The organism is Prevotella communis (assembly GCF_022024115.1).
GTDB lineage: Bacteria > Bacteroidota > Bacteroidia > Bacteroidales > Bacteroidaceae > Prevotella > Prevotella communis.
Genome location: NZ_CP091792.1, coordinates 2,266,894 through 2,293,656 on the forward strand (window position 1 = coordinate 2,266,894; position 26,763 = coordinate 2,293,656).

26 protein-coding genes are annotated in these 26,763 nt (G+C 45.8%); 14 read left to right on the top strand and 12 right to left on the bottom strand.

The genetic code is table 11. The features are described from left to right. Positions 1-6: 6 nt before the first annotated feature. Genes L6468_RS09425 through L6468_RS09460 form a run of 8 tightly spaced genes read right to left on the bottom strand, consistent with a single transcriptional unit; the run spans position 7 to position 6,372 of the window. The gene (locus tag L6468_RS09425; RefSeq protein ID WP_091817491.1) at positions 7-429 is read right to left on the bottom strand and encodes a sugar 3,4-ketoisomerase; all 423 of its coding nucleotides are present in this window, start codon (positions 427-429) and stop codon (positions 7-9) included. Further along, positions 410-1,615 (bottom strand): formate-dependent phosphoribosylglycinamide formyltransferase, encoded by a 1,206-nt coding sequence (purT, locus tag L6468_RS09430; RefSeq protein WP_237793070.1) that lies wholly within the window; start codon positions 1,613-1,615, stop codon positions 410-412. The genes L6468_RS09425 and purT overlap by 20 nt, the downstream gene beginning before the upstream one ends. Beyond that, the gene (locus tag L6468_RS09435) at positions 1,612-2,499 is read right to left on the bottom strand and encodes a hypothetical protein (RefSeq protein ID WP_237793071.1); all 888 of its coding nucleotides are present in this window, start codon (positions 2,497-2,499) and stop codon (positions 1,612-1,614) included. Before L6468_RS09435 ends, purT begins: the two co-directional genes overlap by 4 nt. A gap of 54 nt (positions 2,500-2,553) precedes the next feature. Continuing rightward, entirely contained in the window at positions 2,554-3,693 is a 1,140-nt protein-coding gene (rfbB, locus tag L6468_RS09440) for a dTDP-glucose 4,6-dehydratase (protein ID WP_431356536.1), read from the bottom strand. 4 nt (positions 3,694-3,697) lie between these two features. Next, positions 3,698-3,877, bottom strand: coding sequence for a hypothetical protein (locus tag L6468_RS09445; RefSeq protein ID WP_091817483.1), 180 nt, complete (start codon positions 3,875-3,877; stop codon positions 3,698-3,700). Further along, positions 3,874-4,377, bottom strand: a complete 504-nt coding sequence (locus L6468_RS09450) for a metallophosphoesterase family protein (protein ID WP_091817481.1) — start codon at positions 4,375-4,377, stop codon at positions 3,874-3,876. The genes L6468_RS09445 and L6468_RS09450 overlap by 4 nt, the downstream gene beginning before the upstream one ends. Positions 4,378-4,403: 26 nt before the next feature. Then, entirely contained in the window at positions 4,404-5,030 is a 627-nt protein-coding gene (locus tag L6468_RS09455; RefSeq protein WP_237793072.1) for a cytidylate kinase-like family protein, read from the bottom strand. Beyond that, a complete protein-coding gene (locus L6468_RS09460; RefSeq protein WP_237793073.1) occupies positions 5,008-6,372 on the bottom strand; it encodes an MATE family efflux transporter in 1,365 nt (454 codons plus the stop codon). The genes L6468_RS09455 and L6468_RS09460 overlap by 23 nt, the downstream gene beginning before the upstream one ends. Before the next feature lie 110 nt (positions 6,373-6,482). On the opposite strand from L6468_RS09460, the gene L6468_RS09465 reads away from it, so the two are divergent. The 8 genes from L6468_RS09465 (at position 6,483) to L6468_RS09500 (ending at position 11,844) form a co-directional block, all read left to right on the top strand. Beyond that, positions 6,483-7,883: a S8 family peptidase gene (locus tag L6468_RS09465; RefSeq protein ID WP_091817473.1), complete on the top strand. Its 1,401-nt coding sequence runs from the start codon at positions 6,483-6,485 to the stop codon at positions 7,881-7,883. 14 nt (positions 7,884-7,897) lie between these two features. After that, positions 7,898-9,067 (top strand): exodeoxyribonuclease VII large subunit, encoded by a 1,170-nt coding sequence (gene xseA / locus L6468_RS09470; protein WP_091817471.1) that lies wholly within the window; start codon positions 7,898-7,900, stop codon positions 9,065-9,067. Then, complete coding sequence (xseB, locus tag L6468_RS09475) at positions 9,064-9,243, top strand: exodeoxyribonuclease VII small subunit (RefSeq protein WP_091817468.1); 180 nt, start codon at positions 9,064-9,066, stop codon at positions 9,241-9,243. The genes xseA and xseB overlap by 4 nt, the downstream gene beginning before the upstream one ends. Positions 9,244-9,309: 66 nt before the next feature. Beyond that, positions 9,310-10,326, top strand: coding sequence for a branched-chain amino acid aminotransferase (locus L6468_RS09480; RefSeq protein WP_091817466.1), 1,017 nt, complete (start codon positions 9,310-9,312; stop codon positions 10,324-10,326). A 20-nt stretch (positions 10,327-10,346) separates the two neighbouring features. Continuing rightward, the gene (locus L6468_RS09485) at positions 10,347-10,682 is read left to right on the top strand and encodes a CD225/dispanin family protein (RefSeq protein WP_091817463.1); all 336 of its coding nucleotides are present in this window, start codon (positions 10,347-10,349) and stop codon (positions 10,680-10,682) included. A gap of 5 nt (positions 10,683-10,687) precedes the next feature. After that, positions 10,688-11,074, top strand: a complete 387-nt coding sequence (locus tag L6468_RS09490; RefSeq protein WP_237793074.1) for a DUF2752 domain-containing protein — start codon at positions 10,688-10,690, stop codon at positions 11,072-11,074. 34 nt (positions 11,075-11,108) lie between these two features. Beyond that, on the top strand, positions 11,109-11,441 hold the full coding sequence (locus tag L6468_RS09495; RefSeq protein WP_237793075.1) for a TM2 domain-containing protein: 333 nt from the start codon (positions 11,109-11,111) through the stop codon (positions 11,439-11,441). Between the two features lie 55 nt (positions 11,442-11,496). Then, positions 11,497-11,844, top strand: a complete 348-nt coding sequence (locus L6468_RS09500) for a TM2 domain-containing protein (RefSeq protein ID WP_091817458.1) — start codon at positions 11,497-11,499, stop codon at positions 11,842-11,844. An 88-nt stretch (positions 11,845-11,932) separates the two neighbouring features. Here the strand turns inward: L6468_RS09500 and L6468_RS09505 are convergent, their stop codons facing one another. Together L6468_RS09505 and rd are read right to left on the bottom strand one after the other, a co-directional pair. Next, entirely contained in the window at positions 11,933-12,889 is a 957-nt protein-coding gene (locus tag L6468_RS09505) for a D-2-hydroxyacid dehydrogenase (protein ID WP_237793076.1), read from the bottom strand. A 6-nt stretch (positions 12,890-12,895) separates the two neighbouring features. Further along, the gene (gene rd / locus L6468_RS09510) at positions 12,896-13,057 is read right to left on the bottom strand and encodes a rubredoxin (protein WP_237793077.1); all 162 of its coding nucleotides are present in this window, start codon (positions 13,055-13,057) and stop codon (positions 12,896-12,898) included. 163 nt (positions 13,058-13,220) lie between these two features. Between rd and trmB the strand changes: the two genes are divergently transcribed. From trmB to L6468_RS09525, 3 genes are read left to right on the top strand one after another with little or no spacing between them, the layout of a single operon-like run. After that, positions 13,221-13,985, top strand: coding sequence for a tRNA (guanosine(46)-N7)-methyltransferase TrmB (trmB, locus tag L6468_RS09515; protein ID WP_091853700.1), 765 nt, complete (start codon positions 13,221-13,223; stop codon positions 13,983-13,985). A 10-nt stretch (positions 13,986-13,995) separates the two neighbouring features. Continuing rightward, on the top strand, positions 13,996-15,738 hold the full coding sequence (locus L6468_RS09520; RefSeq protein ID WP_176756979.1) for a leucine-rich repeat domain-containing protein: 1,743 nt from the start codon (positions 13,996-13,998) through the stop codon (positions 15,736-15,738). A 15-nt stretch (positions 15,739-15,753) separates the two neighbouring features. Then, positions 15,754-16,848, top strand: coding sequence for an Mrp/NBP35 family ATP-binding protein (locus tag L6468_RS09525; protein WP_091817448.1), 1,095 nt, complete (start codon positions 15,754-15,756; stop codon positions 16,846-16,848). Positions 16,849-16,907: 59 nt separating this feature from the next. Here the strand turns inward: L6468_RS09525 and L6468_RS09530 are convergent, their stop codons facing one another. Both L6468_RS09530 and L6468_RS09535 read right to left on the bottom strand, forming a co-directional pair. After that, positions 16,908-18,365, bottom strand: a complete 1,458-nt coding sequence (locus tag L6468_RS09530) for a family 43 glycosylhydrolase (protein ID WP_091853702.1) — start codon at positions 18,363-18,365, stop codon at positions 16,908-16,910. 2 nt (positions 18,366-18,367) lie between these two features. Next, a complete protein-coding gene (locus L6468_RS09535) occupies positions 18,368-20,476 on the bottom strand; it encodes a family 43 glycosylhydrolase (protein WP_237793078.1) in 2,109 nt (702 codons plus the stop codon). Between the two features lie 189 nt (positions 20,477-20,665). On the opposite strand from L6468_RS09535, the gene xyl3A reads away from it, so the two are divergent. The 3 genes from xyl3A (at position 20,666) to L6468_RS09550 (ending at position 26,718) form a co-directional block, all read left to right on the top strand. Further along, complete coding sequence (gene xyl3A, locus L6468_RS09540) at positions 20,666-23,254, top strand: xylan 1,4-beta-xylosidase (RefSeq protein ID WP_237793079.1); 2,589 nt, start codon at positions 20,666-20,668, stop codon at positions 23,252-23,254. Between the two features lie 8 nt (positions 23,255-23,262). Next, entirely contained in the window at positions 23,263-25,743 is a 2,481-nt protein-coding gene (locus L6468_RS09545; protein WP_237793080.1) for a glycosyl hydrolase 115 family protein, read from the top strand. A gap of 144 nt (positions 25,744-25,887) precedes the next feature. Further along, positions 25,888-26,718, top strand: a complete 831-nt coding sequence (locus tag L6468_RS09550; RefSeq protein WP_091817435.1) for a MotA/TolQ/ExbB proton channel family protein — start codon at positions 25,888-25,890, stop codon at positions 26,716-26,718. The last annotated feature ends 45 nt before the right edge of the window (positions 26,719-26,763 follow it).

Below are 26,763 nucleotides of genomic sequence, written 5' to 3' on the forward strand. Positions count from 1 at the left end.
TACTTGCTATTTCGTCATAACATGATGATGGACATACGCCAGGAATTCATCATAATCATAGATATAGTCCTCTTCCTCATAATGCTCGGAAGCAAGAACCATACAAACTGCTCCCGACGAAAAATCATCGAGCGTACGCCACACATTCGTATCAATCAGCAAACCTTGCCAAGGATGGTTCAAAAGGACTGTCTTTCGTTCAAAACCATTATCGAGGGTGACATGAAAAGAACCGCTTAATGCCACGATCAACTGTTTGAGTCGCTTATGAGCATGCCCACCACGACTTTCGCCAGCGGGGACATCATAGACCCAATAGGCCCGTTTGATATCAAACGGCACCTTGTCGTTCCCCTCGGCAACGGTGAGGTTGCCCCGGGGATCAACAATCTTGGGTAAGTCAATCAGTCTAATCTCTAAGTTTTGCATAAGGATCAGTACCTAATACAGTCTTTGCCAGACGCTTGGCTTTTTCACGCAAAGCATCAATATCGTCACCCACCTCACCATAGCACAGGACAACACCCATGCGACGGCCTTTGTGAGCCTCGGGTTTACCGAAGATACGGATACGCGTACGATCTTCCTTCAAAGCATCCTCAAGATTATAGTCGAGCAAAGAACGGTCAACAGGTGTAGAAGCCTCCTTTGGAGAAAGGATAACAGCCGAAGCACCTGCATGCTCTAAATGGATGCCGGCAATAGGCAGCCCCATCACGGCACGGAAATGCAGTTCAAACTCAGAGAGATTGGTAGTATGACCCAATGTCACCATACCGGTATCATGTGGACGGGGTGACAGTTCGCTGAAGATAACCTCTCCCTGTTTGGTAAGGAAGAACTCTACGCCCCAAATTCCGGCTCCCGTCAGGGCTTTCGTTACCTTATCAGCCATCATCTGAGCCTGTTTCAAAGCCTCATCAGAAATCTTATATGGCTGCCATGATTCACGGTAGTCGCCCGATTTCTGAACATGTCCGATAGGAGGACAGAACAATGTAGGCCATCCATTCTTCTGAGTAACGGTGAGCAAGGTGAACTCTGAATCGAAGTCGATAAACTCTTCGATAATCACTTCCTTTACATCACCACGACTGCCTTCCATTGCCTCGCGGAAAGCCTGTTCCAGTTCATCATCGTTATGAACATAACTCTGTCCATGACCACTTGACGACATCAATGGTTTCACTACACAGGGGAAGCCAATCTCATCGGCAGCAGCCTTGAACTCATCAAATGTCTTAGCATAAAAATATTTTGCCGTACGCAAGCCCAATTCCTTTGATGCCAAATCGCGAATTGCACGACGGTTCATCGTGAAATTCACAGCACGGGCAGAAGGAACAACCTGAATGCCCTGTTCCTCTAACTGGAAAAGACGTTCGGTACGGATAGCCTCAATCTCAGGTACGATGATGTCAGGCTGATGTTTTTTCACCACAGCCTCCAGCGCATCGCCATCAAGCATATTAAACACTTCACGCTCGTCGGCTACCTGCATAGCAGGTGCATTGTCATAGCGATCACAAGCAATGACATACTGACCAGCACGCATAGCGGCAATTACGAACTCCTTGCCCAGTTCTCCTGAGCCTAACAATAATATCTTCTTCATAATTGAATGGTTTTTCCTAAACTATACTTCATTGCTTGGATATACGAAAGTTCCAAACGTCCCAATAACTGTATCCGCATTGCATTTCTCAGCGCCTCAAAATTCCTATATTCCCATTCTCCTATCTCGAGGACTACCTTCTCATTTTTGACGAGCCAACGTAGTTCTTCATCTTTAGATCCCATTTGCCCGTCGCTCTTGATAATCACATCATAACAACCATCAAAATCATCCAACAGATAGTACTTCACCCGAAATGGCCATAACAAACGACGCACTTCCACTTGTCCTCGCCATACCGTGATATTCTGATAAGAGAAAAGATAAGCCCGCGTCAGTCCGCCAAAGAGCAATATCCCGAAGATGGAAAAGAAGAATATACCTAAAGAAACAACTTTGCCATCGCAGTATGGCCCCACAGACATAAGTGCCATAACAGCTACGGAAAACGAGCCAAAGCCTAGTCCCCCATACAGGTGAACCTTGTTATACTCTGAAACGACTTCTGCATTGTCACGACCAGAGAAATGTTCTTTTGTCTGCACGCCAATGGCTTGACAAAGTTGCGTGTAGTTCTTATATATAGCTGAAGAGAAACTTACCACTCTCCTACCGTCCTTTATAAGCCACAGCACTTCTCCGCTGCTCGTTTGCAGCTTTTCAGAATAGTCGAACTCTGCGAAGCGATAGAATTGCTTACTAAATGGCAGCAAAACACTATGGATTTCAAAACCGTCATTTAATATAGTTATGCGCTTTAAAGATAACAGGAAGAATGCAAAGAAAAAGAATGTAAATATCCCCATAACAAGTAACATTGGCACAAGCATCTCCTCCTTAAACAAGGAAACGCCTATCGATGACAGCACACCCAATGCTATCAATACGAACGTCGTGTAAATATACTTTGTATTAAATTGGGAATATACCATTTCCTTTTATCTATCCTTATACATATTATCGTAATACTTCTGATAGTCACCGCTAGTTACATTATCCAGCCACTCCTGGTTGTCAAGATACCAACGAACGGTTTTCTCGATACCTTCCTCAAACTGGAGAGAGGGTTCCCAACCAAGCTCACGCTGCAACTTGGACGAATCGATAGCATAACGCAGGTCGTGACCGGCACGGTCGGTAACGTATGTGATAAGATCCATATCCTCACCCTCCTTACGTCCGAGGAGACGGTCTACGGTATTGATAAGCACCTTGATGATATCTATGTTCTTCCACTCATTAAATCCACCGATATTATAGGTGTCGGCAATCTTTCCTTTATGGAAAATCAAATCGATAGCACGGGCATGGTCTACCACATAGAGCCAGTCGCGCACGTTCTCGCCCTTACCATAAACAGGCAGAGGCTTACGATGACGGATGTTATTAATAAAAAGAGGTATCAGTTTCTCTGGAAACTGATAAGGACCATAGTTATTCGAGCAGTTGGTCACCACCACCGGCATTCCGTAAGTATCGTGGAAAGCACGTACGAAATGGTCACTGGAAGCCTTTGATGCTGAATATGGTGAGTGAGGATTATACTTCGTAGTCTCCAGGAAGAACTTATCGCCATAAGCCAAATGATGCTCAGCAGAAGAAGCCGTCGTAGTAAATGGAGGCTCAATACCCTCTGGATGTGTCAGCTCAAGAGCGCCATACACCTCATCGGTAGAGATATGATAGAAACGCTTGCCTTCATACTTCTCTGGCAGGCTCTCCCAATAGAGTTTTGCAGCCTGAAGAAGTGAGAGAGTACCCATCACGTTAGTACGCGCAAAAGTGAAAGGATCCTTGATAGAACGGTCCACATGACTCTCGGCAGCCAGATGGATGATACCATCAACCTTTTTATCCTGCATCAATTTATAGAATGCATCAAAGTCGCAGATATCCATCTTCACGAACTCATAGTTTGGTGCATTCTCAATATCCTTGAGATTAGCCAGATTACCTGCATAGGTCAGTTTATCCAGATTGATAATATGATACTCCGGATACTTGTTTACGAAAAGGCGCACCACATGACTTCCAATGAAGCCTGCACCACCGGTAATGACAATGTTCTTCATACTCATTATGTTATTTGTTTTTATTCTTTAGTTTGCTAAATAAAGTCAGGGCGATATAGACCACGAAACAGATACCATAGGTCTGGGCTGCATCATCCCATGTCTTATCAAACCCAACGATATATGATATTAACGTGAGAACTGCGGCAACTATTGTGCCAGTGATAAAATCAATTACATATTCTTTCATCTTCTACGTGGATCTTCAAGGGTTATCACCTCCATATCCTTAAACGTGGAGCCGTCGATAGTAAGTCGGACCAACGTTCGTTCCTTATGCCATCCCTGCAGTCCTGCTGCCCCTGGATTTATATGAAGCATCTTCAGTGTTGGGTCGTATTTCACTTTCAGTATATGCGAGTGTCCTGCAATAAACAACTGTGGCGGATTTGTATAGAGTGTCCGCATCACAGAATGATCATAGTTGCCAGGATAACCGCCTATATGTTTGATAAGTACATCCACATCCTCACACTTAAAACGATTCATCTCACGATACATCAGTCGCAGGTCGCCACCATCGCAATTACCGCAGACAGCCCTAAACGGACGGAACTCCGCCAAACGGTCGGCCACCTCCACACTGCCGATATCCCCCGCATGCCAAATCTCGTCGCAAGGTTCGAAATAGTACAGGTACTTATCGTCCCAGTAGCTGTGTGTATCGCTGATGATGCCGATTCTTTTCATTTGGATGTTAGGTGATAAGTGATTGATTATAGTTTAAGTTTCTTTCTGGCAAATTCTGCTATTAGGCGGGCGGTCTCTGCTGAGCCTATGGCACTGGAATCTATGCAGAGATCATAACTGGATGCATGTCCCCACTGCTTTCCCGTATAGTAATTATAATAAGATGCACGACGGCTCTCTACATGCTGAATGCGTTTGACAGCCTCATCATACGTCACGTTCTTTTCCTTCATAAAAAGATTCGCCCTTGATTCGATAGAAGCCGTAATAAATACGTTGACCACATTATCAAAATCACGCAACACATAATCGGCACAACGTCCCACGAAAATACACGAACTTTCCTGAGCCGCCTTGATAATGGCATCACTTTGGAACTTAAACAAACTCTCCTGCGAGAAATTGCTCTGATAAAAGTTACTGCCGCCACCCCAGCTATTTCCATAGGACAAGTGGAAGAACGAACGCAAGAAGCCCTTTCGCTCATCGCTCTGTTTAAAGAACTCCTCTGAAAATCCGCTTTCCTTAGCAGCCAGATTCAGCAGTTCGCGGTCATAGTATTTGGCTTGGAACTCATCAGCCAGTAGCTTTCCGATTTCCAATCCGCCAGCACACACCTGACGACCAATGTTAATGATTATCTTTTTGTCCATAAGACTTGAATTTACGAATATGCCATATCAATATGGGGATAGTAAAGGAAAATGCGATAAAGTCACTGGCAGGCATTGCATACCACACGCCATCAAGATCCCAGAACAGCGGAAAGATATAGGCCATGGGTAATAGGAAGATGAGTTGGCGCGCCAGCGATAGGAATATACTGATTTTCACCTTACCAATACACTGGAAGAAATTAGTGATGACAGCCTGCGAGCCCACCACGAAGAACACCAACATGTCAAGCACGATACCATGAGCAGCCATTTCAAGCAACACAGGATCGGTGGTAAAGATGCGAGCCATCTCTCTGGGGAATAACATTGACAGTGCCCATCCGCACAGCAGTATAGAGGTAGCCACAGCGATAGACAGCCACAAGCAGCGCATCATGCGGTCAGACTTCTGTGCTCCATAGTTATACCCCACAATGGGCTGCATTCCCTGCGTAACGCCCATCACGAACATAAAGAACACCATGACCATTGAGTTAGCTATAGAATATGCACCCACAGCCATATCGCCGCCATAACGCACGAACTGGTTGTTCATGAAAATCACGATGACACACGAGGTGCTTTGCATCAGGAATGGAGATACGCCAATAGCTATAATATTTCGTACCAGGTCAGCCTTCAAGCGATAAATACCCCGTTTCAGATGAAGCAGTTCACGCTTGTCACTAAGTATCCACATCTGCCAGCAAAGTGCAAAAGACTGCGATACCACTGTTGCCAAAGCAGCTCCTCGAATGCCCCAGCGGAACAACCAAACAAAAGCCATGACCAGCACGATGTTACACCCTACGGTAAATAACGTAGCATACATAGCATGGCGCGGTTTTCCCGCCGCACGAAGTACGGCATTCATACCGAAATACATGTGGGTCACCATATTTCCCAAGAGGATGACCTGCATGAACTCACGGGCATAAGGCAATGTAACATCAGACGCACCAAAGAAACGAAGAATCGGATCAAGGAATATCAGGCTGACTGCCATGAACAGGAAGCCCACAATGGTATTCAGCGTTACCGTATTACCAAGCAGATGCTGAGCAGTAGCATAATCACGCTGCCCTAATTTCACACTGATACACGTTGATGCGCCCACACCTACGGCTGCGCCAAAAGCAGCACCCAGATTCATAAAGGGGAAAGTGATACCCAGACCAGCGATAGCCTCAGGGCCTACCACTTGTCCGATAACCGAACGGTCGATGATATTATACAGCGAACTGGCCACCATTGCCACCATTGCAGGCAAGGCATACTGCCACAACAATTGCCCAACAGGCTTCTGACCTAGTTCTAATGCTTTCTGTTTATTATCCATAATTCAAGTTGCAAAGGTAATGTTTTTTTCTGACACAACCAAAACTTACAACAAAGATTTGGCTGTTTCAAAAATTTTATGTAAGTTTGCAACCGATAAGATGACACATCATGAAACAAACGACATGCTTTCTAATCGTACTCCTATGGAGCTTTACGATGTTTGCAGCAAAAATAAAATATCCAGGAAAAAAGACCTTCATCTACCGCTATGCGCTCATTGACAAAGCGTCAACGGAATTTACGTTGGACCAACCCTTACAATTCCTGTCCCAGAAAAGTCTGGAGAGACGTCAACGCCAAGGCCTGAGCGTTGATTCCACTGACCTGCCCGTATGCAAACAGTATATCAGGCAATTCCACAGAAAAGGAATTCACATTATTGGTACTAGCAGATGGCAGAACACAATACTCGCAAGTTCTTCCGACTCACTGTTGTTGGCTAGCCTCGACACACTGTCTATCGTCAGGAAGAGCACATGCGTATTTGTCTCACCCGACTCAATCGAACACCCAGGAGACATCCGTTGGAATGTGCACGAGGACTTCAATCGCTGGGACTCCGTGAAAAACGACCCATACGGCATGGCCCGTCAGCAAATTGAAACGTTGGAAGGTATCTTTCTGCATGAGATGGGATACAGAGGTAAAGGCATTACCATTGCCGTACTAGACGGTGGTTTTCAGAACTATAAACGCATCCCTGCCTTTAAAAGAACCAATATCCTTGGCACGCACGATTTCATTAAGCCACGAGAAGACAAAAAATATGGCGCATTTGAGAGCATTGACCACGGAACAAAGGTTCTTTCCGCAATGGCAGCCTATGCGCCAGAGGTCACTATTGGCACTGCACCAGAAGCCTCCTACTGGCTATTGCGGTGTGAGGACCCACTCACCGAACAGCCTGTAGAAGAGGACTATTGGACGATGGCTGTAGAAATGGCAGACTCATTAGGAGCCGATATCATCAATTCATCCTTGGGCTACTATGCCTTTGAGAACGGGCAAGGCAATTATCGTCTTCAGGATTTAGACGGACAAACGGCATTCATCTCACGCTCTGCCTCCCTGTTGGCTCAGAAAGGCATGATTCTCTGCAATTCCGCTGGCAACTCTGGTATGGGACAGTGGAAGAAGATCAGTGTACCTGCAGATGCTCACAACATCCTGACTGTTGGAGCTATTGACAGGAACCGCCTTTTGGCTGCATTCTCAAGCATTGGCCCGTCTCAAGACGGACGTATCAAGCCCGATGTAGTAGCACAAGGCGCCCCCACCGTATTACTATCAGGAAGAGGCACATTGGTACACGACATGGGAACATCGTTTTCGACTCCGCTGATCTGCGGATTGGTGGCATGTTTATGGCAAGCACTACCAGAGAAAACCGCATCAGAAATCATGGAGATTGTACGACGCAGTGCCAATCAATATCATGAGCCAACCAACATTCTGGGCTATGGTATTCCTAATTTCCGTCAGGCTTATAACAACAACCGAACCCATTAATTCCACGATATATCATGGACGCTTATTCACTCTTAGAGCTCAACAGCATGGTGCGCCAGTCCATTGAGCACACCATGAACCAAGAATACTGGGTCGAAGCAGAACTATCTGAATGCAGAGAGAACAGAGGCCATTGTTTTATGGAACTCATTCAGAAAGAAGAACATAGCAACACGCCCATAGCGCGAGCCTCAGCCAAATGCTGGCAAAGCACATGGGGTATGATAGGTCCTTATTTCGAACGAACCACAGGTCAGCCACTTCATGCCGGACTGAAAGTGAGGCTACAAGTTTATCCCCAGTTTCATGAAGCATACGGTTTTTCTTGGATTATCACCGATATCGACCCCACCTTCACATTGGGCGATATGGCACGACGCAGACAGGAAATCATCCGTCAACTCAAAGAAGAGGGCATCTTTGACCTGCAGAAAGATCTGACACTACCGCTTTTTTGCCTCAATATCGCTGTCATCTCCAGTCAGTCTGCTGCTGGCTATGGTGACTTTGTCAACCAACTGGCCGACTCGCCTTATGATTTCCATACCCAGCTCTTTCCCGCTATCATGCAAGGTGAACAGGTAGAAGAGAGCATTATCCAGGCACTCAATGCCATTTACAATTCATGCGCGAATCAACAGACATCTGCCTTTGATTGCGTCGTGATTATACGAGGGGGTGGTGCTACAGCAGACCTGTCGGGCTTCGATGCCCTGCAATTAGCAGAAAACGTAGCCCAATACCCCCTGCCCATCATCACAGGCATTGGACACGACCGCGATGAATCCATCCTTGATATGGTGAGCAACACGCGAGTGAAGACACCTACTGCAGCTGCGCAACTGCTCATTTCTCATCTAGACAGCACCGCTCTGCGCATTGACACTTGTGGTGAGCGTATCAACACATTCTTCTCACTGTTAAAGACACGCGAAGAAGCACGTATCGACAAACTGTCCTCTTATCTCTCACCACTCATTTTCCACCTTTTAGAGCGCGAGCAACATAAGTTGGAAATGCTGGAGCAGAGAGCAAAAGCACTTGACCCAGCCCTACTGTTGAAACGCGGCTACAGCATCACCTTACACAACGGACATCTACTACGGAATGCCGCAGAAGTGAAACCTGGAACAGAATTAGAAACCCGCCTGGAACAAGGCACAATCATATCTATAGTAAAATGACCTACGAAGAATCACTGAAACAACTGGAGGATATCGTCCGACAGATGGAAGCCGGCAGCTATAGCATCGACCAACTGGCCGATAAACTGACGTTGGCACAACAACTCATTACACAATGTAAAGAGAAATTATACAAAACAGATTCAGAAATCAAGAAAATTTTAGAAAAAAGATAGAAAAACTTGCAAGTTATAAGAAATATGCCTATCTTTGCACTAAAATCATAAACTAAATAGGAGAAAATGAAAGACCTAGACTGGAAAAACCTTTCCTTCGGCTACAGGCCGACCGATTACAATGTCCGTTGCTATTATCGCGACGGAAAGTGGGGAGAAATTGAAGTATGTTCTGACGAGTATCTGAAGCTGCATATGGCAGCAACCTGTCTGCACTACGGACAGGAGGCTTTCGAAGGTTTGAAGGCATACCGCTGTAAAGACGGTAAGGTACGCACATTCCGCGTAAAGGACAACGCTGAGCGCCTGCAGTCAACCTGTCGTGGTATCATGATGCCCGAGGTTCCCACAGAACTGTTCACCGAGATGGTTAACAAAGTAGTTCGTCTGAATCAGGAGTGGATTCCCACCTATGAGAGTGGTGCTACACTGTATATCCGTCCTCTGCTGATTGGTACTAGCGCACAGGTAGGCGTACATCCCGCCAAGGAGTATTGCTTCCTGATTTTCGTAACACCCGTAGGCCCATACTTCAAGGGTGGTTTCTCAAGCAATCCATACGTCATCGTTCGTGATTATGACCGCAGTGCTCCTTTGGGTACAGGTAAATATAAGGTAGGTGGAAACTATGCAGCCAGTCTCTTTGCCAACAATCTGGCTCATGAGAAGGGTTATGCTTGCGAGTTCTATCTGGATGCCAAGGAAAAGAAATACATCGACGAGTGCGGCGCTGCCAACTTCTTTGGTATTAAGAACAACACATACGTGACACCAAAGTCAACCTCTATCCTACCCTCTATCACCAACCGTTCACTGATGCAGGTGGCTGAAGACTTAGGCCTGAAGGTTGAGCGTCGCCAGATTCCTGAAGAGGAACTGGAAACTTTCGAGGAGGCTGGTGCATGCGGAACAGCAGCAGTTATCTCACCTATTTCATATATAGATGACCTTGATACGGGCAAGCGCTATTCATTCGGCGATCAGCCTGGTCCAATCTCCAAGAAGCTGTATGACACTCTGCGTGGCATCCAGTATGGCGAGATTGAAGATAAGCACGGTTGGACAAATGTAGTCATTGAGTAATAACCATTAAAACAGTCATTATGGAATACAACAATCAAGAAAATACATTTGTACCACAGCCCAACGACTACAAGGTTTGGTCTATAGTAAACTTAGTGGTATCTATCCTCTTTTGCTGTTCATGTACGGGTATTGTCAGTCTTGTGTTGTCAATTATCGCCCTCATGAAGTCAAATGACGTCAACAAATACAACATGATGGGCGAATCATCTGCCATATTAGCACAGGATGCCTCTAAGACAGCTAAGACGCTGAATATCATCAGTTCTATTCTGTTGGCAATAGGCTTCATCACAAGCATTATTTACATGCTTATTTATGGCATAACAGGCATTGCCGAGGCCATGCAGCATTAAATATAATGACCATCAAAAAAGGATTGCCTTTAATACTGGGTATAGCAGCGACAGTAGTCGTGCTGACGCTGCTTTACCTTTTCAATCCAGTTGAAACGGAATACGCTCCAAAATGCATTTTCCACGCTGTAACGGGATTGAGCTGTCCAGGATGTGGTATGCAAAGATTCCTGCATGCTTTTATGCACGGTAACTTCCTTGAGGCAATACAATACAATTACATGCTAATTGTTCTCATTCCTTATTTATTATTATTCGGAATAGAGAGATTTATTCTCATAGGCGAAAGAAAAAAACGCTGGAACAGTATTATTGAAGGGCGTGTTATTTCAACAATCATGATAATCCTTGCACCAAGCTGGTTTATTATCCGGAATATTTTACATATCTAATTCATATTTTATTAACCCTTAAAAGTATTACGCTATGACAAAAGAACAGATTGATCAGCTAATTGACATGAACTGTGACAAGCTTGCCTCAGAATTCATTCCTCAGATTCGTGAGCGTTTGGAAAATGTTGATGAAGGTGTAGCTCAGGCTGCATTCTCAAACCTGAAGGGTGGCACCCTGATGACCTTTATCGCATGGTTCCTCGGAGGTCTCGGTGTTGACCGTTTCATGCTTGGCGATACTGGTTTAGGTATTGCGAAACTCCTGACCTGCGGCGGTTGTGGCATTTGGACAATTATCGACATTTTCACCGCTGGCAGTCGTACAAGAAAGTACAATGCCCAAAAGGTTCTATCATCAATTTAATAATTAATCGAAGGGCAACACATTGCCCTTCGATGCTTTTTCGACCGAATATACGATGGAATTAAGAGACGCAGAACAAATCATCTTGCTGTATTCTTCTAAACTATCTCCAGAATACATCCCGATGATAAAAGAAAGACTATTGGAACTTGATCGTTCTACCGCTATTACTGCTTTCTGTGACTTGAAAGACCCGCAAACAGCCTTCATCATCTCAATTTGCGAGTTTTTTATCCAAATCCATGGAATTAGTCGCTTTTACATAGGTGATATAGGCATCGGCATAGGAAAACTACTAACCTGTGGCGGTTGCGATATCTGGTGGCTCATAGATCTCTTCCTTATTTCTGATGCAACCCGCAGCAGAAATACACAAAAGGTGATGCGACTCCTTGGCATCTGATTAGAATAGAATTGCCGTATTGCTATAAGAGAAAGGCCGTATTGCTTCGAGCAATACGGCCTTTCTCGATTCACAATTATCCACATTATTATGATGACACAACATTCTGAGGGTTGCCATTCAAAAAACAACGCACATTATCAGTCGCGACTTGTATCAAACGTACCCTCGCCTCTTTCGTTGCCCATGCTATATGAGGGGTGATATACGCATTTGGCTGCATCAAAAGTGGATTTGACATACTCGGCGGTTCATTCGTAAGCACATCAGCGCAAAAAGCATAAAGACGTCCACTTTCAAGAGCATTAGCCACAGCCCCATCATCAACCAACGGTCCACGACCGGTGTTGATAATAACAGCAGAAGGTTTCATTTTGCTAAGTGTCTCTTTATTTACGAGATGACGAGTACTGTCAGTCAGAGGGCAGTGTAAGGACAATACATCAGAAGTAGCCAACAACGTATCGAGATCTACTTTCGAGACACCATCAGGCAGCTCTGTTTCCGACTTACTCGTCAGCGCCTGTACCTTCATTCCAAACGCAATAGCAATCTGAGCTACACGACGGCCAATATTACCCAGTCCCACAATACCAAAGGTCTTACCAGCCAACTCTGTCAACTCCGTATCCCAATAACAGAAATCAGGATTAGCACTCCAGCGACCATGACGATTCTGAAGAGCGTAATGCTCTGTGCGATTCATCACAGTAAGCAAATGAGCAAATACCATCTGGGCAACGCTCTCCGTACTATAAGCGGGTACATTCGTCACCACGATGCCACGTTCACGGGCCGCTTCAATATCTACCACATTATAACCTGTAGCCAATACTCCGACATATTTCAAAAGCGGTAACTGGGCTATCACCTCCTTACTGATAACAACTTTATTAGTAAGCACTATCTCTGCGTCTTTAGCCCGCTCTACAGTCTGTTCAGGCGCAGTACGGTCATAGACCATCAATGTGCCTAAATTCTCAAGACCCAGCCAAGATAAATCTCCTGGCTGGGCCGAGTAACCATCTAAAATGACTATCTTCATTGCCATTTATTCCTCTGGACTAAAGTCTTCTTTACTTACACCGCAAACAGGACAAGCCCAATCATCAGGAAGATCTTCAAATGCAGAACCAGCGGGAATTCCGCTATCAGGATCACCTACAGCTGGGTCATACACGTAACCGCACACATTACACACATACTTTTTCATAGTTGTTTTGTTTTTAGTTAGACATCTAATTTACTTTATCTCGGCTACAAATATAGTAAAAAAACAGCAATATATAGCATATCAACAAATTATTTTAATAAAAAAATCAAAAAACGAGGTCATAATTAGTAGAAAATAGGTAACTTTGCGCAAAAATAAACATATGAGTAAAGGAAAATTGGCTAAGTTTGCCGACATGGAAACATACGAGAACGTCTTTCAATACCCTTATTCGGTAGTGAGCGATGTGCCGTTTGCCATGCGCGGACACTGGCGCGAGCAATATTTTAAGAACAACAACCCTATCGTACTCGAACTGGGATGCGGAAAGGGAGAATACACCGTAGGATTGGCAAAGCGCTATCCGCAAATAAACTTCATTGGCGTTGACATCAAAGGAGCACGCATGTGGACAGGTGCGACACAGGCTACTCAAGAAGGCCTGAAAAACGTGGCATTTCTACGCACTAACATTGAGATTATCGACCGTTTCTTTGCTCCAGATGAGGTGCAGGAGATTTGGCTCACTTTCAGCGACCCGCAGATGAAGAACCCACGTAAACGTCTGAGCAGCACATACTTCATGGAGCGTTACCGTCGTTTCCTCACAGACAACGGAATCATTCATCTTAAGACAGACTCCAATTTCCTGGCTACCTACACCAACTATATGGTGGACCATAATCATCTGCCAGTTGATTTAAGGACTGACGATCTCTACAAGCAAGAAAATCAGGCTTTTGCTGAAGCTGCCTCTATCCAGACCTATTATGAGTCCATGTGGTTAGCACGCGGACTGAACATCAAATATCTGAAATTCCATCTTCCGCATGAAGGCGCCCTAGAAGAGCCAAATGTAGAGATAGAATTGGATGACTATCGTAGTTATCACCGTTCGAAACGCAGTTCATTGGAAACGGCAAAATAAAAAGTATCACATGAAACGATTTCTGTTAAGCATACTATTGGTGACCTGCCAATTGTCATATTGCGCAGCACAACAGCTTACCGTAAAAGTTGATTCCGTAGGACAACTGGCAGGTAAACTGACGGACGATATTCGTTTTTCTATGTCAGAACTGAAGGTTTGCGGTCCACTAAATACCAGTGACCTCAGGCTATTGCAGACTATTGCCGGACGAGGTGTAAAACCAAAGCGTGCTAGTAATCATCATCTCTTGGCGCTCGACCTCTCAGAGGCCAGTATCCCTGAGTCTAAAGGTGCTATCCGTATGCGCGCAGGAGCACTCCCCGCGGCAATGTTTTTGAACTGCAAAGATCTGGAGCGTGTTGTCCTGCCTGCCTCGTTGACAGAGATAGGCCGAAGCTGTTTCAGTGGATGTATCAATCTGAAAGTCGTAGAGTTGCCAGAAACGCTAAAATTAATCGGAGAGTATGCTTTCAGTGGTTGTCAGAACTTGACTGATATCACGATTCCAGCGAGTTTGGAGTCTCTTCAAGGCCACGCATTCGATGGTTGTGCCTCACTCACCTGCGTAGATATACCTGAACTTGTAACGAATATCGACGCATTTGCCTTTAATAATTGTAAGTCACTGGAGACTGTCAATATAGAAGGACAGATAAAACGTGTCAACAATAACCTGTTCTCAGGTTGCGAACATCTGAAAAGTATCACGCTGCCACAATCTGTAACCTATATAGGAAGTGAAGCTTTCAAAGGTTGTACAGCCATGGAGACTGCTGAACTCCCAGAGGTGCTCACAGAAATTAATGTCAACGCATTCGAAGATTGCCAAAGCTTGCGCGAAATTCAACTCAACGTGGTTACAGCCATCAGCAGTGAGGCATTCAAGGGCTGCAGCAGTCTTGAGAATTTCAAAGTTGACAATCTTAAACGTATGGGACCAGGCGCTTTTCAGAACTGTCTTAATCTAAAAGAAATTAGCATAGACGGCAACCTGCCTACCATCAGCGCGGAATCATTCTCCGGCTGTACCAGTCTGTCATCCGTGACTCTCCCAGATGGTATCCGAACCATTGGCAAGCGAGCTTTTGCTGATTGCAAATCTATAGAAATCATCAAGTTACCTGCTTCTTTGGCAAGGATTGACGATGAAGCTTTCAACCAATGCTCCAGTCTGAAGAACATCTATCTTCCCAAACTCACAAAAAAAATGGGACGCGGTGTCTTTGAGAATTGTATCTCACTTGACAGCGTCAATATTGAGGGCTTTGTAGATAAATTGGATGACAGAGTATTCCGCAACTGCCACTCATTACGTGTGATACTGCTCCCAGTCTCTATCAAAGGCGTAGGTGACAATGCCTTCGAGCAGTGCAGTTCGCTCTATGCTATCGACCTGCCTATATCCTGTTCAGAGGTCGGAGACAATGCTTTTGAGAAGTGTTCTTCACTAACTACAATGATTATCCCTGCCGCTTGCACAGAGATAGGTAGCGCGGCCTTCCGCGAGTGTAGCGGATTGGCACGTATAGAATTCCCTGCAGCATTAAAGAAAATTGGCGGTAATGCTTTTGCAAAATGCGCCTCATTACGCGAGATTGCATTCAGTTCACCCATACCTCCTTCCATCAGTAGCAGTTCATTCAAAAATGTTGTAACGGCTACCTGTATCGTCTCTGTACCCAGAGGGGCAAAAAGGAATTATGCAGAGGATAAAACATGGAAAAAGATGGCAAAAATCGTTGAACAGTAAACAGTAAACAAAATAATGACTTTATATCCCAAACTGATTATGGATGCCCTTGCTACGGTGACGTATGCGGGCACAAAAAAGAACTTAGTAGAAAGTGAGATGGTGGCCGACACCCCATCTATCAACGGCCAGGCAGTAAAGGTCATCCTGGTATTCCCACGTGATACAGACCCATTCCTAAAATCCACCGTAAAAGCAGCAGAAGCCGCCATCAAATACCATTGTGGTCAGGATGTAGAGGTAACTATCAAAACAGAATTCAAGTCGAAACCTCGTCCTGAAGTGGAAAAACTACTCCCTCAAGTTAAGAATATCATTGCCGTCAGCAGTGGTAAGGGTGGTGTAGGCAAAAGCACTGTATCTGCCAATCTTGCAATAGCTTTGGCTCGTCTGGGCTATAAGGTAGGATTGCTGGATACTGATATCTTCGGCCCATCTATGCCAAAGATGTTTCATGTAGAAGATGCACGTCCATACGCTGTCAACAAAGACGGTCGTGACCTCATCGAACCTATCGAGCAATATGGTGTCAAGCTGCTTAGTATCGGATTTTTTGTAAATCCCGACACGGCAACGCTTTGGCGCGGTGGTATGGCTACAAGCGCACTGAAACAACTCATTGCAGATGCCGACTGGGGCGAACTGGACTACTTTATTCTGGATACACCTCCAGGCACTAGCGATATTCATCTGACGTTGCTACAGACACTCAGTATCACAGGTGCCGTCATCGTCTCTACGCCACAGCAGGTTGCATTGGCTGACGCACGCAAAGGTATTGATATGTATCGTAACGAGAAAGTCAACGTGCCCATTCTGGGTCTCATTGAGAATATGGCTTGGTTTACACCAGCCGAACTGCCAGAGAACAAATACTATATCTTCGGCAAGGAAGGTTGTAAGCAACTGGCACAAGAGATGGATGTACCCCTATTGGCACAGATACCACTCGTGCAAAGCATCTGTGAAAGTGGTGACGAGGGAGCTCCTGCTGCCACAAAGGTAGACACCATAACAGGTCAGGCTTTCCTCAATTTAGCTCAGGCTGTTGTCACGGTAGTGAATCGTCGAAACAAAGACTTGCCCAAGACAAAGATTGTAAAAGTATAAAAAAGAAAAAGGTCATTTCCCTATTGAGAAATGACCTTTTTCATTTTATGTCGTTCTGATTATCTCAGTTCTTTCAGATTCCATTTCGAGTTATCTGAGTTGAAGTCCCACTCGGCCAATGTAGGTGTTGAGTCCGCGATGCTATAAAGGCAGAGTTTCTTGTTCACGTCAGTCTCACCAGGAATACGCTTAGGCATAATACGGAAAGTACCATCAACAGCCTGTTCGATACGCCAGAGCTGCTCATCAGCACCTGTAAAGGTTGGCACGGTGCTTACTTCTTTATTAGCTGTAGCACAGAGTGCACGGTCTGTACCTGAAATAGTAATCTTGAAATAAGAATTACTCAGATAGCCACCAGCCTCGTTAACTGGAGTTATCGTCCAAAGCTGATGAGGACGGAACATATAGTCACCGCAACGTACGGCGATATCGCCCTCGGGCCAAGTTCCCTTTACCTGATCCAGAGTCTGGTTCTCAATAGGCTTTGGAGGAGCTGCGTCAGCCTGTGGGCGACCGAATCCGCCACGACGTGCAACGTTCATGCGAACGAAGTCAACAGCAAGTTCCAAAGAATAGCCACGACGCTCTGACTCAATCTCGAAGGTGCCTCCCTTGAAATGGTCACCAGCATAGGGCCAATCGTTCTTCCACAACAAAGGACGGATAGCCAGCACACTACTACCACCTTGATCAAAGTCGGCCTCCCAGTGGAATGATGTCACCTCGATACCCTCGTCAATGATGGTACGTCCGAAGTGTCCGGCACCTGTCTTACGATCACCGGCAGCGACCACCATCTTACCACCACCATGATACATGTCGCGACCTACATTATCAAGGTAAGGACCTTCCACACTACGTGAGCGTCCCACCACTATATTATAGGTAGAGTTCACACCATCACAGCAAGTACCGTGTGTACCCAACAAATAGTACCAGCCATTACGATAGATAAGATCGGTAGCCTCACAGTCGATAGCAATATCTTTTTCCTTGTTACCCTTCATGCGGAAGCCCGTCTTAGGATCAAGTTCGATAAGACGGATAGTTCCGAAATAAGTACCATAGCTTACCCACAGACGACCAGTCGTAGGATCAAGCAATACGCCTGGGTCGATAGCATCCTGATCTTCCATTCCGTCGGAAGCACAAACCTCCACAGCGGTACTCCACTTGAAATCTGGTGACTTAGGGTCAAGCGTCTTATTCCACATCGTGAGGATACGACCACTATGTCCACCGCCAAGTCCACCACCTGTAGCACCATAGATACACAGGTAGCGATCACCTATCTTTATCATATCGGGAGCAGCACCGCCACCAGGACGGTCAGCACCACTGTGCCAAGACCAACCATCATCAGAGATGATACCGCCACCACCTGTACCAAAGGTATAGTATTTTCCATCACACTCTGCAAGTGTTGAAGGGTCGTGAATATATGGTTGTCCAATTTGAGCATTGGCTGCTGATGCAATAGCCAGTGCAGCCAGGATTGTATGTAAACGTTGCATAATTATTTGCTATTAATGATTGAATAGTTTGTTACAGGGGTACCTTTCTCGTTAATGAAGCGCACGCAGAAGTCGCTCATACCAGGGCCATTAATAATGGCACCACGCAGGACGTTGCGTCCTTTCTTTAAGGTCAAGCGGTGAGACACGGCATCGTCCTTCACCATACGACGGTCGCCAGAGAGCAGAAGCACCTCGTCACCATTGAGCCACCACATTGAAGCAGAGTTAGAACCAACAGCCAAGCGTACATTCTCAATATCCTCAGGACAGTCGATAATAGTCACACCCCAGAAAAGCACACCATAGACCTTCTCGCCCCATTTCTCTGCGAAGCGGAACAATTTCACATTGAAGTTCTCGCTATCAAGCGCATGCCAAGTCAGCGTCTGCTTCACGGTCTTCACTTTCGGTCCCTCCGGCATCTGCTGTGCACCACGACCGAATCCTGCAGGAGCCTGTTCCTGCTGGAACACAGCCTTCACCTTCTGACCATCCTTAGGCAGAATCGTCTGCTGCCCCTTAAAATACTCACGATTGAAATGCTCACGCAGATAGGTATCAGTAAATACAGTGTTACCACTATTCGGCTTATCAATAGGCTCTAAGAGTGTCCATCGACGTATGAATCCCTCGCTATCAGGCTTAGCTGGTGTTGATGTAGCTGGTGAGAAATACTTCGGACGATTCTTGAACAAAATCCAGTCAACAGAGAGTTCGCCCCCACCCTCATTAGTCATTACAAGGTCGGTAACTCCCTTTGGTGTGTACTCCAACGTTGTAGTCTGAGTGAGCCACTGATTTCTCTGATCACGACGGAAACGAGCCATCATTGGATTGGCAGCAGCTCCAGGAATGGGTTCTGGTGGGCGAACGGCCAACTTGATGCGAGCGATGACCTTACCTGTAGCACTCTTTTCACGGATACAGAACTCAGTATCATCACTTGCTTTCACACTAATCTGAAGATAACCGTCTGTCAGACAATCGAAGTCCACATCAGCATATCTCATCCAACCCTTAGAAGGAATAGTTGCATAATCACCACTGAAAGCAATTGTTGTATCCACATGAGCAGTGGTCACGCTCTGAGAAGCGTTACTGTAACGATCAATCTCAATCTTCTCTGTAGCCTTATTAATACCAACACCTCGCATTGTAGGTTTCACTTCCTGTATGGTACCATCAGCATTGAAATACAGTTTCTCAATCTGTACTGAGCGACGCTTATCATCGCTGGGCGAGAAGAAATTATGATGATAGAACAGATACCACTGCCCTTTGTAGTTCACGATACTATGATGGTTAGTCCAACAACCATTGGCATGCTCTGCCATAATCAGTCCCTTATACTCGTAAGGTCCCATGGGATTCTTACTCATGGCATAGCCTAGAACCTCGGTATTCTCTCTTACATAAGGATAGGTCAGATAATAATTGCCATTATACTCAAAGGCGAAGGGTCCCTCAGCCTGCCGATTAGGCAGATCTTTCAAGCAACTAACACCAATCATTTCCATCTCACGGTTACCCCACTTCACTGTCTCCTTGGGATTATCGTCAGCCAGTTCTTTCATATTGGGCTTCAGTTTGGCACAACGCCCATTACCCCAGAAGATATATGCATTACCGTCTGAAGCCTGAAGCACACACGGGTCAATGCCATTGATACCCTTGATGGGCTCTGGTTCAGGAATAAACGGACCCTCTGGACTATCGGCAACAGCTACACCAACAGCAAATCCGCCACGTCCGGCAGCAGGAGCAGATGGGAAATAAAAATAATACTTTCCGTTTTTCTCTACGCAATCAGGAGCCCACATAGAATAAGAGTCTTTTCTTACCCAGGGAACCTTATTCTGAGTCACAATCACACCGTGGTCGGTCCAGTCAGTCAGATTCTCTGACGAGAAAACGTGATAGTCCTCCATACAGAACCAATCCTGACGTTGTCCCGTTGGTGGCAGAATGTCGTGAGACGGATAGAGATAAACTTTACCGTTAAAAACTCGCGCAGTTGGGTCAGCCGTAAACTGGTCACGGATCACGGGATTTTGAGCTGCTGTAATTAATGGCACAGCTAGCGTCAAAATAGTTAAGGTTTTCTTCATATTGTTTAATTAAAGGTAGATGTTTATAATATCGAATGCAAATGTAACAAAAAAAAATAATATGTCCAACGCGCGTATACAGAGATTTCTCAATTGTAACATACTAAAAAGTCTATGCAACAAAAACATAAGGAAAAATCGGGATTGTATAGTAATTTTGTAGCAAATTTCTAAAACTATAAGAAAAAGATGAAACGAAAGACTCTCATTGTGACGCTGCTCACAGTCAGCCTAGGTATGCAGGCTCAGGTGCTACCATATCAAAATCCGTCCCTCAGCGCCAAGGAACGAGCCAAGGATCTCTGTTCACGACTGACACTTGAAGAGAAGGCAAAACTGATGCTAGACGAAAGTCCGGCAATTCCCCGATTGGGTATTAAGAAGTTTTTCTGGTGGAGTGAAGCCTTGCATGGTGCTGCAAACATGGGCAACGTAACAGTATTCCCAGAACCAATCGCTATGGCTGCATCCTGGAACCCAGGCCTGGTGTATAAAGTATTTGATGCAGCCAGTACCGAGTTCCGTGCACAGTACAACCATCGTATGCACGACCTGAAAGGCGAGGACGAGAAATTCCATAGTCTCTCTGTCTGGACACCCAATGTCAACATCTTCCGTGACCCACGTTGGGGACGCGGACAGGAAACCTATGGTGAAGATCCTTACCTGACATCAGTCATGGGTGTACAGGTGGTTAAGGGCCTACAAGGACCTGAGGATGCCAAATATCGTAAGCTCTGGGCTTGCGCAAAGCATTATGCCGTACATAGTGGTCCGGAATATACCCGTCACACAGCCAATCTGACAGATGTATCACCACGCGATATGTGGGAGACCTACATGCCTGCTTTCAAGACATTGGTACAGGATGCTAAAGTCCGTGAGGTGATGTGTGCTTATCAGCGTTTAGATGATGACCCCTGTTGTGGAAGCCAGCGCCTGCTGCAACAGATTCTTCGCGACGAATGGGGTTTTGAGTATCTGGTAGTGAGCGACTGTGGAGCTGTTAGCGATTTCTACGAGTCACATAAGTCATCAAGCGATGCCACACATGCTTCCGCAAAGGCCACAATCGCCGGTACCGATGTAGAGTGTGGCTACGGCTACGCTTACAGAAGTATCCCCGAGGCTGTGAAACGTGGGTTCATGACAGAGGCCGAGGTTGACAAGCACGTTATTCGTCTGCTAGAGGGACGTTTCGACTTAGGCGAAATGGACGATCCTTCACTGGTAGAGTGGTCAAAGATTCCCTATTCTGCCATGTCTACTAAGGAATCTGCTAATTTATCACTGGATATGGCAAGACAAAGCATTGTATTGCTAAAAAATAGCGATTCCGTCCTGCCCTTGAAAAAGAATTCTGAGAAGATTGCTGTTATTGGTCCCAATGCCGACAACACGCCAATGATGTGGGGCAACTATAATGGCCAGCCCAACCACACTATTACGATTCTGGATGGCATCAAGGCAAAACAAAAGAAACTGTTCTATGCACCTGGTTGCGACCTGACCTACGACAAAGTATTAGAGAGTCTGTTGGGATCACAGTGTTCTTTCGAGGGAAAGAAAGGTATAAAGGGAACATTCTGGAACAATCGTAAGATGGAAGGAAAACCAGTTACCACGCAATACTACACCCAGCCCTTGGCTGTAACCACCTTTGGTATGCACAACTTCGCCCCAGGTGTACAACTCGAGGATTTCTCCGCGAAGTACGAGACGGTCTTCACCCCCAATGAAGCTGGCGAATATGTGGTAAACGTGGATGGATGTGGTCAATTTGAGCTCTATCTCAACGGCGAACGCCAGTTCCACCATCGTATCTGGCGCACCACGCCCAATCATATTGTTATTAATGCCGAGAAAGGTAAGAGTTACAATATCGAGGTACGTTTCTCACACGTTCCTACTTACAACGCCAACCTAGCCATTAATATCGCTAAGGAATATCCCATTGACTATCAAACCATCATCAATCAACTGAAGGGAATTAATAAAGTTATCTTCGTGGGAGGTATCTCACCAGCTTTGGAAGGCGAAGAGATGCCTGTGGATATTGATGGATTCAAGGGAGGCGACCGTACCCATATTGAGTTACCAAAGGTACAGCGCGATTTCCTGAAGGCACTGAAGGATGCAGGCAAGACCATTATCTTTGTCAACTGCTCTGGCTCATGTATTGCCTTGGAACCCGAGATAAAGACCTGCGACGCTATCGTACAGGCATGGTATCCAGGCCAGGAAGGTGGTACGGCTGTGGCTGATGTTCTTTTTGGCGACTATAACCCAAGTGGAAAACTGCCCGTCACCTTTTATAAGAATAGCAACCAATTGCCCGACTACGAGGACTACTCGATGAAAGGACGCACTTATCGCTACTTCACAGACGCCCTCTTCCCCTTCGGTTATGGACTGAGCTACACAAACTTTGAAATTACAAAGGCTGGAGTTGAGAAGAATGGTACGAACCCAACAGACTGGACATTAACTGCAGAAGTAGCCAATACCGGCAAACGCGACGGTGCTGAGGTCGTACAGGTTTATATCCGCAATCTACAGGATGCCGATGGACCATTGAAAACACTCCGTGGCTTTGAGCGTATCAATGTGAAGGCGGGAGGAACTGCTACTGCTACAATCCAACTCAACAAACAGTCGTTTGAGTTCTGGGATGCAGAGTCAAACACCATGCGTGTAAAACCTGGTAAGTACGAGATTCTTGTTGGCACCAGTTCTGATGAGAAGAACGCGAGAGAATTAATGATAACAATACAATAACAAAGGAGATGATGATTAAGAAATTATTAGTACTGTGCGTGGCAATGGCCACTTTTACGGTAACACAGGCCACTGAGCGATTCGTGAAGTTCACCCCCGTAGAGGGTGCCCTACCTCTCAGTAACGCCTCTATCAGCTATAGCGCTGACGAATACGAAGGCGTAAAGATTGCCATCAACAACCTGAAGATAGATATCGAAAAGGTGCTGGGTAAGACTCCCAACCTTTTAGAGGGGGCAGGAAAGGGCAACATTCTGATTGGTACACTTGGAAAGAACAAGGATATCGACAAGTTGAAACTTGCCAATCTGAAAGGCAAACGCGAAAAATATATTATCACCACCGTGGGCAACCAACTGGTCATTGCCGGTAGTGATCGTCGCGGTACCATCTATGGTATCTATGAGTTGAGCCAGCAGTTAGGTGTATCACCTTGGTACTATTGGGCAGATGTACCCATCACCAAACGTGACGAGGCCTATATAATAAAAGGTACGTATACCGATGGTGAACCTGCAGTAGAGTTTCGAGGCATCTTCCTCAATGACGAGGCTCCCTGTCTGACCTCATGGGTGAAAAACACCTTCGGCACAGACTATGGCGACCACCATTTCTACGAGAAGGTCTTTGAACTCATCCTGCGCCTGAAGGGCAACATGATGTGGCCTGCTATGTGGGGATGGGCATTCTATGCCGACGATCCTGAGAATGGCAAACTGGCCGACCGTATGGGTGTGATGATGGGCACCTCTCACCATGAGCCTATGGCACGCAACCATCAGGAATATGCACGTAATCGTGGAAAATGGGGAGCATGGAACTATCAGACCAATCAAGAGAAACTTGATCAGTTCTTCCGTGAGGGTATTGAGCGCATGAAAGGTACTGAGGATATCGTGACCATCGGTATGCGTGGCGACGGTGATGAAGCCATGAGCGACAAGGCAGATACAAAACTGATGGAGCGTATCATCAATAACCAGCGTCAGATTATCAAGGATGTGACAGGTAAACCTGCAGAGAAGACCACACAAGTATGGGCATTATATAAAGAGGTGCAAGACTATTATGATGCAGGGCTGCGCGTACCCGATGACGTTATGATTCTCATCAGTGATGACAACTGGGGCGATATCCGTCGTGTACCAGTAAACGACAAAGAGCGCAGCCGCAAAGGCGGATGGGGTATCTACTACCACGTAGACTATGTAGGAGCACCTCGTAATTCGAAATGGATTAACGTGACCCAGACCCAACAGATGTTTGAACAACTCTCACTGGCCTACGACCACGGTATACAACGTATGTGGATTCTGAATGTGGGCGACTTAAAGCCTATGGAATATCCCATCCAGTTGTTTATGGATATGGCTTGGAATCCCAAAGAGTACAACTTACAAAACGTGACCGACCATACAACAAAGTTCTTCCGTAGAACACTCGGATGCGAGGTTGCCAAGGAAGCTGCAGATATCTACAACCAGAACTGTCAGTATATGGCACGCGTCACCCCCGAGATGTTGGATGCTCGTACCTATAATGTGGAGACTGGCGAATGGAAAAAGGTGGCCGACGAGTATCTGCGTCTGGAGACACGTGCCCTCCGCCTCTTTGCAGAAATACCACAGGAGAAGCATGATGCCTATCGCCAGTTGATACTCTTCCCCGTTCAAGCAATGGCCAACCTCTATGACATGTACTATGCTCAAGCCATGAACCTATACCTGGCAGAACGTAATAGTCCAGATGCCAACAAATGGGCGAAGCATGTTGCCGACTGCTTCAAGCGCGACTCATTGCTCTGTGCCTATTATAATAAGGAGATGAGTCAAGGTAAATGGGATGGTATGATGACCCAGAAACATATTGGTTATCGCTCCTGGAACGACAATTTCCGTCGTGACATGTTGCCCACTACCAAGAAGGTTGAAGACAAGGGACTGGGTGGCTATGTCTTCACTCCTAGCAATGGCTATATATCTATGGAGGCCGAGCACTTTTTTGCCAGCAAAGCCGATGGCGATACTCAATGGAGCGTCTATCCCTATTACGGTCGCACACGTAGTGCCGTAGCTTTAACACCCTATACAAGCCCCGTAGGTGACGCCTCGCTGACCTATCGTTTCACCTTACCCAAGGATGCACCGAAGACAGTAAAGGTACGCGTTATAGTAAAGTCAACCCTCGATTTCCTCAACATCGGTGGTCATGAGTGCACTATCAGCATAGACAACACAAAGCCAGAGACCATCAATTTCAACAAGACCCTTGTAGATCGCCAGCCCTATATGTATTCCGAGTTCTATCCCACCATTGCCCGCCGTGTTGTGGAGAAAGTGATAGAACTGCCTGTGGGTGATAGCGATGTTCATGAGCTGAAACTACAGCCCAAGCATCCTGGCATCGTCTTTGAAAAAATTGTTGTCGACTTCGGAGGTTATCGTCCATCCTATCTGTTCATGACAGAGTCAGACTACAAGAAAGAATAGCAGAAACGTAAAAAAAGAATAATTTGCTACCGTCTAATATGAATACATATTTAAAAAATATTAGGCAGTAGCATTTTTTTTTCCATTCACTTTTAGTTTTTACCTTTTTTTAGTACCTTTGCGGCCAAATTGTAACAAGAAAGAATGAAAAAACTTACAATTGCCCTTTTTGCAGCCGGATTGCTGCTCATGGGGCAAACTGTTTATGCACAGGATTCAACCAAACAGACGACAGAGGCCGTTGTGGTTGACAGTAGTGATGCCGACATGTCCATAGAAGAGATGATTGGCAACGAGGATATGGCAGAACTGGCCGAGATGGCAGCAGAAGACATTGGGATGCATCAGGAATTGAAGAATAAATTCATTGAGGGTGATCCACGTTATATGTCGCTTGTTGCTATTGTCCTGATTATCGGTTTGGCTCTTTGCATTGAGCGAATCATCTATCTGACACGTTCCGAGGTAAACACCAAGAAGTTGCTCTCTGATATCGAGAAGAAAGTAGAGAGTAGCGATGTGGAAGGTGCTAAGACCATCTGTCGCAACACCCGTGGTCCAGTGGCCAGCGTCTGCTATCAGGGACTAATGCATATCAACGAATCTGCTGAGGACATCGAGCGTAGCATCATCAGTTATGGCACAGTGCTCACCTCACGTCTGGAGCGTGGTTGTTCATGGATCAAGCTCTGTATTGCTATTGCTCCCTCACTGGGATTCCTAGGTACAGTGATTGGTATGGTGATGGCTTTTGACCAGATTCAGGCCGAGGGCGACATTAGTCCTACCATCGTGGCAGAAGGTATGAAAGTAGCCCTGATTACCACTATCTTTGGTATCATCGTGGCACTTATTCTGCAGGTGTTCTACAACTTTGTCAACTCTCGCATTGACCGTCTGACTACTCAGATGGAAGAGGGAGCCATCAACCTGATGGATATCTTTGCAAAAGTAAAAGCGAAGAGCGAAAAGTGAATAATTTGCTAGCGCATTAAGAAAAAAAAATGGTTGACGTTCTAC